The 12,642-nt window shown below is 62.6% G+C and carries 12 protein-coding genes; 2 read left to right on the forward strand and 10 right to left on the reverse strand.

What is annotated here, in order from left to right:
- From JL811_RS20185 to JL811_RS17295, 9 genes are all read right to left on the reverse strand, one after another.
- Positions 1-847: BapA/Bap/LapF family prefix-like domain-containing protein (locus JL811_RS20185; protein WP_202689957.1), on the reverse strand; the 847-nt coding region annotated here is incomplete at its 3' end.
- A gap of 425 nt (positions 848-1,272) precedes the next feature.
- On the reverse strand, positions 1,273-1,674 hold the full coding sequence (locus JL811_RS17260; protein WP_202689958.1) for a DUF1398 domain-containing protein: 402 nt from the start codon (positions 1,672-1,674) through the stop codon (positions 1,273-1,275).
- A 24-nt stretch (positions 1,675-1,698) separates the two neighbouring features.
- Positions 1,699-2,154 (reverse strand): MarR family winged helix-turn-helix transcriptional regulator, encoded by a 456-nt coding sequence (locus tag JL811_RS17265; protein ID WP_202689959.1) that lies wholly within the window; start codon positions 2,152-2,154, stop codon positions 1,699-1,701.
- Positions 2,155-2,202: 48 nt separating this feature from the next.
- Positions 2,203-3,228: a low-specificity L-threonine aldolase gene (gene ltaE, locus JL811_RS17270; RefSeq protein WP_202689960.1), complete on the reverse strand. Its 1,026-nt coding sequence runs from the start codon at positions 3,226-3,228 to the stop codon at positions 2,203-2,205.
- Positions 3,229-3,358: 130 nt separating this feature from the next.
- Positions 3,359-4,732: an aspartate ammonia-lyase gene (locus JL811_RS17275; protein ID WP_237685034.1), complete on the reverse strand. Its 1,374-nt coding sequence runs from the start codon at positions 4,730-4,732 to the stop codon at positions 3,359-3,361.
- 9 nt (positions 4,733-4,741) lie between these two features.
- Positions 4,742-5,488: an amino acid ABC transporter ATP-binding protein gene (locus tag JL811_RS17280; RefSeq protein ID WP_237685035.1), complete on the reverse strand. Its 747-nt coding sequence runs from the start codon at positions 5,486-5,488 to the stop codon at positions 4,742-4,744.
- Between the two features lie 14 nt (positions 5,489-5,502).
- Complete coding sequence (locus JL811_RS17285; protein WP_237685036.1) at positions 5,503-6,375, reverse strand: amino acid ABC transporter permease; 873 nt, start codon at positions 6,373-6,375, stop codon at positions 5,503-5,505.
- Between the two features lies 1 nt (position 6,376).
- Positions 6,377-7,111, reverse strand: coding sequence for an amino acid ABC transporter permease (locus JL811_RS17290; RefSeq protein ID WP_202689961.1), 735 nt, complete (start codon positions 7,109-7,111; stop codon positions 6,377-6,379).
- Between the two features lie 90 nt (positions 7,112-7,201).
- Complete coding sequence (locus tag JL811_RS17295) at positions 7,202-8,011, reverse strand: transporter substrate-binding domain-containing protein (RefSeq protein WP_202689962.1); 810 nt, start codon at positions 8,009-8,011, stop codon at positions 7,202-7,204.
- Between the two features lie 118 nt (positions 8,012-8,129).
- Here JL811_RS17295 and JL811_RS17300 point away from each other — a divergent pair, with 118 nt between their 5' ends.
- A complete protein-coding gene (locus JL811_RS17300) occupies positions 8,130-9,059 on the forward strand; it encodes a MurR/RpiR family transcriptional regulator (protein WP_202689963.1) in 930 nt (309 codons plus the stop codon).
- 8 nt (positions 9,060-9,067) lie between these two features.
- On the opposite strand, the gene JL811_RS17305 is transcribed toward JL811_RS17300, so the two are convergent.
- Positions 9,068-11,491, reverse strand: a complete 2,424-nt coding sequence (locus tag JL811_RS17305) for a GcvT family protein (protein ID WP_202689964.1) — start codon at positions 11,489-11,491, stop codon at positions 9,068-9,070.
- A gap of 260 nt (positions 11,492-11,751) precedes the next feature.
- Between JL811_RS17305 and JL811_RS17310 the strand changes: the two genes are divergently transcribed.
- Positions 11,752-12,633 (forward strand): LysR family transcriptional regulator, encoded by an 882-nt coding sequence (locus tag JL811_RS17310; RefSeq protein ID WP_202689965.1) that lies wholly within the window; start codon positions 11,752-11,754, stop codon positions 12,631-12,633.
- The last annotated feature ends 9 nt before the right edge of the window (positions 12,634-12,642 follow it).

Raw genomic sequence — 12,642 nt, forward strand, 5'->3', positions numbered from 1 at the left:
TTGCCGCCGCATCGATCACCGGCAGGTCATTCGTGCCCGTCACCGTCACAACCAGATCGGCCACCGCCGTGCCGCCCTGACCATCCGAGACCGTATAGGTGAACACCTCCTGCGCCGTCTGACCCAAAGCCAGCCCTTCGGTTGCGCCCCGGCCATTGTCCAGCACATAGGTCCAGACACCATCAGACCCCAGGGTCAGATCGCCATGCACACCCACGAGAACATCGCCCGGCGCGGCAGACCCGCCCCCCGCCAGCGCAACACCCGTCACAACAAGCGTGCCGCCATCAATATCGCTGTCATTCGTCAGCACATTCCCCGAGGCCTGCGCAACACCCGGATCACCCGCATTGCCCCCCGCCTGAACACCCGCCTCCCGAACCGAACCCGCGTCGTCCGTCGCAACAGGTGGGTTGTTCCCGCCATCATCACCGCCCCCGCCTGCGATCAGCGCGCCGCCGCCCGCAAGGCCGGCCAGCAGACCCGGACCAAAGAAGCCGAATGCCCCCGGAACCGCTCCGGGTTCGATCTCGGCGATCTGGAACCCCTGCCAGGGCTGGGTATACTGGCCCCACCACATGACCTCATTCCCATCGACGAAAACGATGTCGTTGCGGGCGTCATCGGGACCAGTGACGAAGAAATTGACGATGGTGATCCGACTGCCATCGGCGAGGACCAGCACCAGATCGAGGCCAACCCGGTCATAGCGCAGAACCGCCTCGGGCCCGACGGGCAGGGTCACGACGCTTGGCCCTTCCAGAATGATCCGCTCGGGAAGCACGCCTTCTTGCGCGAGTTGCGTCACCTGACCGTTTTCCTTGAGGGTAAGCATGCTGTTCGTCATAGATCTACCTGTCGTTGAATTCAGCCAGTGGCATGGAGGGAGGACGGGGAAACGCGGCATTCTGTCGGGCACGAAGGCGCCGTTTCAGGACTCGTGAAACGGCAATCCGCGGCAGCGGCCCTGTTCGTTTCGAAACCCATCGGATCTGCCCCACACCATTCTGATTTCGCGCCGCCGGAACCAACCGGGATCGAGGCGAAACCCCCCAGCTTCTTAAATCCTTAAAAGTGCAGCGATATGCAATAGGCGCATGACACTTTCTGGTTCCGTACCGTAACCAGAGAGCGACAGAATGGCGTCACACCGGCCCTGAACAGCGCAGGGCCATGGACCGGATACGGAAAACGGGATCGGTCCCGGACGGGGTGAGCGGCCCTTGGCGGGGGTCTTTCCGGTGCGGTCGGGCCGCAGCGGAAAATGCCTGTTCAGGACGGGAAATGTTCCACATGGGTTTCGGCGCTGCGGCCGAAATACAGGACGCGACGCCCCGGGAAGGACACGAGATAGCCCGCGCAGCCCGCCTGGGCGGCGCGTTGCGAAAAGGCGGCATAGCTGTAATCGGGCGCCCCGGACTGCGCCCAGCGGACCAGCCCTTCGATGGCGACAGGATCGAAGCGTTCCGCGACATTTTGTCCCGGGCCGATCATCGCGTGGGTCGTGGCCTCACCCGATGGCAGGAAGAAGGTCTGCAGGTTCTGCCGGTAATCGACGCTGTAACCTTCAAACCCCGCCGCGATCAGGCGGCCGAGGATCTGGGGAAAGCCGAGACTGCCATCATGGGCTGCCTGCAGGCAGGTTTCGGCAAGGGCGATCTGGTCTGCATCCATGGCGGGTCCTTTCATGGCTGGGGGTCAATCCAGCGGCGCGGCGGTCAGCCCATGCGCCGCCGCAAGGCTTTGCAGGATCCCGGCCAGCGCAAGGCGGTCTGCTGCGGAAAGCGGCGCAAGGAATGCCGCGTCATTCGCATCGGCCAGTGCTGCCAGTCGCGGCACAAGCGCCCGGGCCGCCGTGGTCAGCGACAGGATCTGGCCGCGTCCGGCAGCACCCTGCCGCAGGATCAGGCCCTTGGCCTCTACCCGGTCGGCCAGTTTGGAAATCGCCCCGCGCGTCATGCCCATCCGGTCGGCCAGCACCGTCGGCGCCATGCCTTCACTGTCAAAAAGCGCGCGCAGGAAAACCCATTCGGCAACCGTTACGCCCTCGGCCTCAACCCTGCGGGCAAAGCCATGCGAGACAGCATTCGAAACCATCCGCAGCCAATAGCCCAGATGGTCGGTGAGATCAGAGGGGGATGCGGTTGCGCTCATGTTGACCCGAAAACTAGCCTACGCAAGTTTCCTAGTCAACAAAACTGCTTACGCGGCCTTCTGCTGCAGAAAATCCGCGCAGGCATCAATCGCGGCCGTGATCCCGGCATCGCCGATGTCGAGATGGGTAACCCATCGCAGGGTGCCATAGCGCCCTGAAACCGCGATGCCCCGTTCCGCCAGAAAGGCCAGAAGGGCCGCTGTATCGACGCCTTGGGGCGACATGAAGACCATATTCGTCTGCGCTTCCCGCACGCCAAGCCGGGGAAAGGCGCGCAGCCCCTCGGCCAGCCTTGCTGCGCGGTCATGGTCATCGGCCAGACGCGCGACATGATGATCCAGCGCATGGATCGCAGCAGCGGCCAGAACCCCGGTCTGGCGCATGCCGCCGCCCAGCATCTTGCGCAGCCGCCGCGCGCGTTCGATCAGGTCACGACTGCCCAGCAGCAACGATCCAATCGGCGCGCCCAGCCCTTTGGACAGGCAGATCGACAGGCTGTCGAAGGGGGCGGCCAGATCGGCGGGATCGGTCTGCGAGGCGACAGCGGCGTTGAACAGCCGCGCGCCGTCCAGATGGGTCGCAAGCCCGTGCTGACGCGCCAGCGCGGTGGCCTCGGCGACATAGGCGGCGGGCAGCACCCGGCCATTGAAGGTGTTTTCAAGCGCCAGCAACCGGCTGCGGGCAAAATGGAAATCATCGGGCTTGATCGCGGCGCGGATCGCGTCCAGCGCGATGGTGCCATCGGCTTCGTTCGGCAGGGGTTGCGGCTGAATCGAGCCCAGAACGGCGGCCCCGCCCGCCTCATTCACATAGGTATGGGCCTGCTGGCCGACGATATATTCATCGCCACGACCGCAATGCGCCATCAGCCCGGCCAGATTGGACTGCGTGCCGGTCGGAAAGAACAGGCCCGCCTCCTTGCCCAGCCTTTCGCTTGCCATCGCTTCAAGCCGTTTCGTCGTCGGGCAGTCGTCATAGACCGCATCGCCCAGATCAGCCGCGACCATCGCGGCCTTCATCGCCTTGCCAGGCCGGGTGACGGTGTCCGAGCGGAAATCATGGAGGGGGGGCATGAGAATTTGCCTTTTGTGGTTCAAAGGGAAGGGCCGGACCGCAGCGCAGGGCCCGGGCCGGATGCGGGGCGCATGGAACGTCCGGGCGCGCCCGGTGTCAATGCCGGATCGCGCCCTGCCGCCTGTCGGCCTATCCCGCAGCGGTCGCCAGAACCTCCCGCAGTTCCGCCTCGGAAATCAGCCCTTCCTGAACGGCGAGGGCGGCAAGGGGCATCTGCATCGCCTGCGCCTGCTTGACCAGTTTCGACAGCCGCGCATAGCCCAGTTGCCGCAGGAAAACGGTCGAGACCGCAAAGGAGGCGGCAAGGTTCTGATAGGACCGGCCGGCATCAACGGTCAGGCCGCTGATGCAGCGTTCGGCAAACAGGATGTATCCTTTCGTCATCAACTCGATGCTGTCAAACAGGGCCTCAGCCATCACGGGTTCAAAATGGTTGATCTCCATTTGCCCGGCCTGCGCGGCCAGGGCGACCGTGGCATCACGACCATGAACGGCAAAGGCGATCTGCTGCACGCTCATGCACATGACCGGGTTGACCTTGCCTGCCATGATCGAGGATCCGGGCTGAACGGCGGGCAGGATGACCTCCCCCAGACCCGAGGCTCCATCGCTGCCAAGGATCACCAGATCGGCGGCAATTCTGGACACGACAGAGGACAAGTTGCGCAGTTCAGACGACAGTCGCAGAAAGCCATCTGCCGAGGCCATGGCGTCAAAGGCATCGTCGGCGCGGGAAACCGGCATGTCAAAGGCCTGCGACAGCGCCGGGGCAATCGTCGCATCATAGCCCGGTGCGGCCCCAAGACCCGTGCCAATGGCCGTGCCGCCCATGGGCACGACGCGCAGGCCGTCGCAGGCCGATTGCAGCGCCCCGGTGGCGCGGCGGATGCCGGCAGCATGGCCGCCGAACAACTGGCCATAGGTCATCGGCTGGGCGGCCTGCATACAGGTGCGGCCCACGCGCAGGGTATCGCGGAATTCCGTGGCCTTGGTCTCAAAGGCGCTTGCCAGATGCCCGGCCGCGACGATCAGCGGCCCCGAGGCCAGAATACAGGCCAGTTTGACGGCGGTAGGCACCACATCATTGGTCGACTGGCCCAGATTGACATGATCGTTCGGGTGCACATTGGCATAGCTGCCCAATGCGTCGCCCAGCAGCTGCCCGGCCCGGTTGGCGATCACCTCATTCATGTTCATGTTGAGCGAGGTGCCGCCCGATCCTTCGGCCAGGGGAACAGGAAACTGGTCGTGATAGGCACCCGACGCAATTTCATCGCAGGCCTGACAGATCGCATCGGCAATCTGCGGCGGCAGGGCGCCCACCGCCTGATTGGCCCTGGCGGCGGCCTGCTTGACCCGGGCCATAGCCGTCACAAAGACCGGAAAGGCGGCCATGCTGCGGCCAAGGCCAGCAAAGTTCCGGGCGCCGCGCAGGGCGTTCGCGCCATAAAGCGCATCGGAGGGCAGGCTGACGCTGCCAAGACTGTCTTGTTCGGAACGCATGGGGATGCCTTACAGGATCTGGCTCAGGAATTGTTTGGTGCGCGGGTCTTTGGCATCGTCGAAAAAGCTCTGCGGCGGCCCGTATTCGACGATCACGCCCCTGTCGGTGAAATAGACGCGATCCGCGATTTCACGGGCAAAGCCCATTTCATGGGTGACAAGGATGCAGGTCATCCCCTCGGCGGCCAGATCCTTGATGGTGACCAGCACCTCCTTGACCGTTTCCGGATCAAGCGCCGCGGTCACCTCGTCAAACAGCATCACATCCGGGTTCATCGCCAGCGAGCGGGCAATCGCGACCCGCTGTTGCTGCCCGCCCGACAATTCACCCGGATAGGCGTCTTCCTTGCCTTCAAGCCGCACCTTTTTCATCAGCGCACGGGCGCGGATCTCAACCTCGGCACGGTTCTGTTTCAGCACCTTGATCGGGGCCATCATGACGTTTTCCAGCGCGGTCTTGTGGGGGAAAAGGTTGTATTGCTGGAACACCATTCCGACCTTCTTGCGCAGCGCCAGCAGATCCAGTTTCGGATCCCGCAATTCCTGCCCTTCGACGGTGATAGACCCGCCCTGAATATCGTTCAGCGCGTTGATGCAGCGGATCAGCGTCGATTTGCCCGAACCCGACGGCCCGATGATGCAGACGACTTCGCCCTTCATCACATCCATGCTGATGCCGCGCAGCACCTCGGTCTGGCCAAAGGATTTATGCACGTTCTTCAGCGAAATGATTGGTTGATCGGGTGTCCAGGGCATTGACCCGTTCTCCTTCAGAGTTTGACGGAATAGCGGCGTTCAAGACGGCCGGTCAGGGTGCTGATCGGGTAGCAGTAGAGGAAGAACCAGCACAGGATATAAAGATACATCGGGATCAGCAGATCGACGCGGCTTTCGGCGCTCAGCGCGGCGCGTGTCAGGCTCATCACCTCATTGACGCCGACGATCGACACCAGCGGTGTGGCCATCGTCAGAACGGCATAAAGGTTCATCCAAGGCGGCAGCACCCGCTTGATCGTCTGCGGCAGGATGATGTCACGCATGGTCTGGAACCGGGTAAAGCCCAGCGATTGCGCGGATTCCCATTGTCCGGAGGGGATCGAGTTGATCGCGCCGCGCATGTATTCGGACATGTAGGCCATCACCGGCAGCGACAGGCCGATCACGGCCTTGATCCAGCCCGGAAACGGGACCGACATGCCGAATAGCGTAATCTTGAACGGGATCAGCAAGATGCAATAGAACAGCAGCACCAGCCAAGGCGAGTTCCGGAAGAACTGGGTCACGATCCAGGCCAGACGGCGGATCATGGACCGGGGCGAGACCTGCAGGACCCCCAGCCCCACCCCAAGCACGGTGCCGATGGCCATCGCCATGATCGAGATCAGGACGTTGAATCCGAAGGCCTTTGCGATTGACGGCGTCCATTCGAACAGGATGGTCAGGATTGACCGCGCGGGTGCCGCCTCGGCCTGAGCAAAGGACGGCCCGATGGCGGTGACAAGAAAGGCGATCAGCAGGGCGCCGGCCGTCCAGACATTGAACAGCCGGTCATGCAGGGGAATGTCCGACAGCATCAGCTTGCGGGCGGGCAGCAGCACGGGCAGATGCCCCTTGATCCGCCCGGGGTTCATGGTCTCTCGCATCTCAGCCCCCATATCCCGGAATGCGCAGCGCCTTTTCCCAGCGATGCAGCACCCAGACCAGAACGGCGACGATGCCGACATAGGACAGCAGCAGCACGTTCATCATCTCGCGCACATTCAGGTCTTCCGACCAGATCTGCGCTGCGACATACAAAAGCTCGGGCACCGCAATCGCGTAGACCAGCGTTGTCGTCTTGACGAGGTTCACAAGATTGGTGCCCAGCGCCGACATCGAGATGCGCAGCGCAAGGGGCAAGACGATGTAGCGATAGATCTGCAGGCGGGTATAGCCAAGCGCCTCGGCCGCCTCGATTGTCGCCTTGGGAACCGCCTCGACGCCCGAGCGGAAGATCTCGATATTCATCGCCCCCGCGAACAGCGACAGCGAAATGACGGCCCAGCCGAAATTGCTGACCAACGGCTGGGGCAAGCCGTTTTCACCGGTAATGCGCAGCACGGTACCGATCGCGAAATAGAAGAAATACAGTTGCACCAGCGGCGGGGTATTGCGGAAGAAGGCCACGAAGAAACCGACGGAAACGCGCAAGGCACGGCTCTTGGCACCCTGAATTGCGGCCCCTGCAATACCAACGATCAAAGACAGCACGATGCAGATGACCGACAGCTTGACCGTCATCCAAAGGCCGCTCAGATATCTTCCCCGGTTGTAATCGTCGCTGACGACCGACAGACTCAAAAGCCAGTCCGGTTGCAGCCAATCCAGCACGGTTTCCATGAAGTCCCTCGCACTTCGTCCGGGACAGCGCCAATCAAGGCGCTGACCCGGTTTCGTTGAGTGGTGACCCGATGCCTATTTCAGCCGGGCTTATTTCAGCAGGTCGTGCTGTTCCTGCAGGAACGGGCTGGCGGCAATGCCGTTTTCTGCATTGCGTTCGATCAGGAAGCCCGTCTTGTGCCAGTCGGTGACGATTTCGCTCATCATCTTGCCATAGGGGGCGTCAAGCTCTTCCAGCGGCACGGCGATCGACCAGGCCTGCGGATCTTCGGTCACCAGCGGCATTTCAAAATCAGCCCATTGCGCCTCGGTCGCCAGTTGCGACTCGATCCAGGTGTTGTCGTAAAGGAAGGCGACACAGTTGCCATTGGTGAGCGCCGAGGTCGCCTCGGGGATGCCCGCGAAGGCAACAAGGGTCGGCCCGTAAAGCTGCGTCACGCGCCTGTTGTAATAGGATCCCTGCAGCGCGCAGACATCCTTGCCGCGAAGGTCTTCCCATGATTTCAGGCCCACGGCCTTGGGCGCGATCACATTCGTGCCGCCCGCATAATAATTCGGTTCGATCATGCCGACGACTTTGCGACGGTCCGGATTGTCACCCATCGTGGCGATAACCAAGTCGATCCGGCCCTGCTGCAAGAACTCCATCCGGTTCGACGCGACAACCGGAACCAGTTCCACCTCGACCCCGAGACGGCTGGCCACATCCTTGGCCAGATCAATCTCAAGCCCGGCCAGTTCGCCATCGACGGTCAGATAGCCCCAGGGTTTGTAATCCTGCTTGATGCCGACGACCAGCTTACCGGCGGCCTTGATGTCATCCAGCTTGTCGGCCTGCGCCGCACCGGCAAAGCCTGCGGTCATCGCAAGGGCGGCAAGTATTTTCACGGTCTTTTTCATTGGTATTCTCCCTGTTTTCAGTTGGTGACAGTCATGCCGATGGCACGTTCGGAACCTCTGCATGTCGGCCACAAGACAGAATCGCCTTTGTCGACGCGATGTTGCAGATGCTACGTTCTTGTATTTTATCTTTCAATTGCTTCGCGACCGAAATACCGTGGAATCCGACAGCATCCCGATGGTGACAGAGCAGATGAACGATCCGATGGCGCATTTGGCGCAGGCCTTGCCCGACCTGCCCACGAAACTGGCACAAGCCGCACGTTTCATGATCGACAACCCCAATCAGGTGGCGCTCGATTCGATGCGCAGCGTCTCGGTGGCCTGCGGCGTGACCTCGCCGACCATGGTGCGGCTGGCCCGCAAGATCGGCTATGACAGCTATGACGAGCTGCGCGCCGATTTTCAGAAACAGCTTCTGGAACAGGGGTTCGGCCCCCGTGTGGCCGCCTTGCGGGCCTCCCTCGCCGATGAGGGAGGCGGCAAGGCCGGACCGCAGATCGCCGAAGTCGCGGTCCGGAACCTCAAGCAGGCCCAAAGCCATCTTGACCCCGCCGCCGTGGTCCTTTGCGCCGAGGCGATCATCAGGGCCGAGCGGACCTTTGTCATCGGCACGGGGTCGATGTACTGGATGGCCGGATTGCTGAAGTCGGTGGCCGGTATCGCGGTTCCGGGCACCATCCTGACCCTGTCGGGCGATCAGACCGCCAGTGAACTGGTGGCGGATGTGGGGCCGGGCGATGTTGTTCTGGCGCTGTCTTTCGCGCCCTATTCCCGGCAAACCATCGAAGCGGTCGCTTTTGCCAAGGCGCGCAATGCCCCCGTCTTTGCGGTGACCGACAGGCGCAGCTCGCCCCTTGCCGCGCTGGCATCGACCGTTTTTCTGGCCCCCACCGACAGCCCGCACTACTACCCGTCGCTGGTGGCCGCATTCTACATCGTGGAAAATCTGCTGACCGCCATTGCCAGTTCGCGCGGCACCGCCACCAAGGACCGGCTGAAAGCGGTCGATGACGCGCGCCGGCTGAGCGGGGCCTATATTTTCTGATCCTGCGGTCACGCAGCCCCCCGCAGGCGGGTGCCATCGGGGTCAAAGGGCGGGCGATCCAGAACGCGGGCCGTATGGTCCTGCCCCAGGATGGCGACATGAACCGTGTCTCCCGGGCCGGCCATTCCGGCCTTCAGATAGGCGATGGCCAGCGATTTCCCGACCGAATAGCCATAGGCGCCCGAGGTGACTTGCCCTGCGGGCGTCCCATCCGTCAGAAAGACCGGCTCACCGCCCGAGGCATCCGCGTTGCCTGCGTCGATCTCCAGCATCACCATCTGTTCACGCGGCGGATTTGCGGCGATGGCCTGCCAGGCGGCCTTGTTCAGAAAATCCTTGTCGGCCTTGACCAGACGATCCAGCCCGCTTTCCTGTGGCCAGTATTCGGGGCTGTAATCCCGCCCCCATGACCCGTAGCCCTTTTCCACCCGCAGCGACATCAGCGCGCGACTGCCCACCGGGCCTGCGCCGAAATCGCGGCCAGCCGCCAGCAACGCGCTGTAAAGGGTGACCTGATCGCCCGCGTCGCAATGCAGTTCCCATCCCAGATCACCGGTAAAGCTGACGCGGATTGCAACCACCGCGACCCCCGCCACCGTGATCCGGGCCGAGCGCATGAAGGGAAAGGCCGCGTCGGACAGGTCGACATTGGTCAGCGACGCCAGAATGTCGCGCGCCTTGGGACCGGCAAGGTTGAAGCCGCACAGCGCCTCGGTCCGGCTTTCGAAACTGGTGCCCTGCGGCAGCGGCACCGCCTTGAAAAACCGCTGGTGAAAGCGTTCGGCCATGCCCGAGCCGACGACAAGGAATTCATCCTGCGCCAGCCGGGTCACGGTGAAATCACCCGCCACGCCGCCGCGCTTGCCGATCAGCGGCGTCAGGCAGGACCGGCCCACGGCAACCGGCATGCGATTGGCGAACAGCGCGTTCAGCCAGTCCTCGGCCCCCTGCCCTTTCACGCTGTATTTCGCGAAATTGGAGATGTCGATGATCCCCGCATTCTCACGCAGCATCCGGACCTCACGCCCGACCGGACCCCACCAGTTTTGCCGCACAAAGCCATAAGTTTCATGATCCGGCTCTCCTTCGGCGGCAAACCACAAGGGATGCTCCCAGCCGAAATTCAGGCCGAAGATCGCGCCTATCCGTTTTTGCAGCGCATGGGCCGGGCGGGTGCGCACCGGGCGGCCCGCCGCGCGTTCTTCATTCGGGAAATGGATCTTGAAACGGTTGGCATATTGATCCTCGACCCGCGCCTTGGTGAAGGACTTGTCGGCCCAATGGCCAAAACGCGCCAGATCCCAGCCGAACATGTCAAGCGAGGGTTCGCCTTCGACGATCCATTCCGCCGCCAGTTTGCCCAGTCCCCCCGATTGCGAAAAGCCGGGGATGATGCCGTTGCAGCAGAAGTATCCGGTCAGTTCCGGCACCGGACCGAACAGCGCCGAACTGTCGGGCGACCAGATCATCGGCCCGTTGATCACCCGCTTGATCCCCGCCATGCCGACCGCAGGCACCCGGTCGATCGCGCGCAGCATGTTGGGTTCGATCCGTTCCAGATCATCGGCGAACAGTTCATGCCCGAAGCCTTGCGGCGTGCCGTCTTCGGCCCAGAACTTCATCTGCTTTTCATAGGCGCCGACCAGCAGGCCAAGCCCTTCCTGACGCAGATAATATTCGCCGTCCCGGTCCGCGACCGAGGGCAGGCGGCGGTCAAGCCCTGCGATTTCCTGAATGGTCTCGGTCACGAAATACTGATGTTCGGTCGGGATCAGGGGCAATTCCAGCCCCGCCATCCGACCCACCTCACGCCCCCAAAGCCCGGCCGCGTTGATGACCCAGGGCGTCGCGATATCGCCCTTTTCCGTGCGCACGATCCAGCTGCCATCGGGCTGCGGTTCGGTGCCCGTCACCGGGGTAAAGCGCAGGATTTCCGCTCCCAGCTTCCGCGCGCCGGTGGCATAGGCATGCGTCACGCCCGAGGGGTCCACATTGCCGCCCTCGGGTTCATACATGATGCAGCGGATGCCGTTGAAATCGACCAGCGGATGCAGGCGTTCGGCCTCATCGCGGGTGATTTCATAAAAATTCATGCCATAGCGCCGGGCCTTGGCCGCCTGAATCCGCAACTGATGCTCACGCGCCTCGGTCTGCGCCAGATAAAGCGACCCGGGCTGGAAGATCCCGCAGCCCTGACCGGTTTCGGCCTCAAGCTGCTTGTACAGCCCCATCGTGTAATGCTGCAGCCGCGAGATATTGGTCACATCATGCAGCCCATGGATATTCGCCGCCGCATGCCAGGTGGAACCGCTGGTCAGCTCCGACCGTTCCAGCAGCACAACATCGGTCCATCCCTTCTTGGCCAGATGATAGAGGATCGAACAGCCGACAAGGCCACCTCCGATAACAACGGCCTGGGCATGGGTGCGCATGAGTGTCTGCCTTTGTCGCTGACCGGTCGCCCGGCATTCGAAACGTGATTTCAACGGTCGGATGGCGCGCGTTGCGCGACGGACAAGCCGCCACAGCCCCGCCGCCATCCTGATGTGTCGAAAATAGTGATCCTTCAGGGAAGAACACGCGATAAATCTGGCGCCAATGACGTGGTTTTATTTATGCATCTCTGCAAAGATGCGTTGAGTGAAAACACCCGGAAGAATCGGTTTCATCAATGGACAGGCCTCCGCCCCCCTTGAATTTCATCCGCTCGTTCGAATCTGCGGCGCGGCATCTCAGCTTTACCCGGGCCGCGCAGGAACTGGGCTATACGCAGGCCGCGATCAGCACCCATATCCGGGGGCTTGAGAAATATCTGGGGCGCGATCTCTTCGTGCGCGGCACGCGCAGCATTGCGCTGACCGAAATCGGTGAGGCGTTTCTGCCCACGCTGCGGCAGGCCCTGCATCAGATCGACAGCGCGACCGAGGGCATTGCCACCACCTCCCGCGACCGGTCGGTCATCGTGGCCTGCCCGCTCAGCCTTGCCGAAAACTGGCTTCCGGGCTGCCTTGCCCGGTTTCGGGCCGCAAGCCCGGGGATCGAGGTCGTGGTGAATGCAACGATCTGGGACAATCCGGACGATGAGATCGCCGATATCTCAATCTCGGTGAACCGCAATGACGAGGTGCCCATGGGCGCGACACCGCTCTGGGGCGAAACCCTGTCCTTTGTCTGTAGCCCGGCGCTGGCCCGGGATCTGGACGAGGGCAAGGGCCTGTCTTCCCGGACCAGAATCCTGATTGCCGGGCGGCAGGAATATTGGAAGATCTTTCAGGATGCGCCCGGCCTTGCGGTGACCGATGCCGGGGCGGCGCTCAAGACCAATTCAACCAATGTGGCGCTGGAAATGGCCGTGCATGGCATGGGCGTGACCATCGCCCTGACATCGCTTTGTGATCGGTTCATTGACCGGGGCCTGCTGGTTGAACCCTTCGCCATCCGACCGCCAAGCCCCTGGGCCTATTATGGTCAGGAACCTCCTGCGCGGCGCAGCACCGGGGCGCATCTGCTGTGGAAACACATTCTGGCCGAGGTGGATGAGGTGGCGCAACGCCGGAACGGGCCGTCCGTCTGAAACGGCCGA

This window comes from Szabonella alba, assembly GCF_016765775.1.
In the GTDB taxonomy this organism is placed as follows: Bacteria; Pseudomonadota; Alphaproteobacteria; order Rhodobacterales; family Rhodobacteraceae; genus Szabonella; species Szabonella alba.

Bases quoted from the DNA above. Each gene is read 5' to 3' on its own strand.
- JL811_RS17260 (WP_202689958.1), bottom strand. From the start codon at position 1,674: ATGGATGCAGACCAGATCGCCCTTGCCGAAACCTGCCTGCAGGCAGCC.
- JL811_RS17265 (WP_202689959.1), bottom strand. From the start codon at position 2,154: ATGAGCGCAACCGCATCCCCCTCTGATCTCACCGACCATCTGGGCTAT.
- ltaE (WP_202689960.1), bottom strand. From the start codon at position 3,228: ATGCCCCCCCTCCATGATTTCCGCTCGGACACCGTCACCCGGCCTGGC.
- JL811_RS17275 (WP_237685034.1), bottom strand. From the start codon at position 4,732: ATGCGTTCCGAACAAGACAGTCTTGGCAGCGTCAGCCTGCCCTCCGAT.
- JL811_RS17280 (WP_237685035.1), bottom strand. From the start codon at position 5,488: ATGCCCTGGACACCCGATCAACCAATCATTTCGCTGAAGAACGTGCAT.
- JL811_RS17285 (WP_237685036.1), bottom strand. From the start codon at position 6,375: ATGCGAGAGACCATGAACCCCGGGCGGATCAAGGGGCATCTGCCCGTG.
- JL811_RS17290 (WP_202689961.1), bottom strand. From the start codon at position 7,111: ATGGAAACCGTGCTGGATTGGCTGCAACCGGACTGGCTTTTGAGTCTG.
- JL811_RS17295 (WP_202689962.1), bottom strand. From the start codon at position 8,011: ATGAAAAAGACCGTGAAAATACTTGCCGCCCTTGCGATGACCGCAGGC.
- JL811_RS17305 (WP_202689964.1), bottom strand. From the start codon at position 11,491: ATGCGCACCCATGCCCAGGCCGTTGTTATCGGAGGTGGCCTTGTCGGC.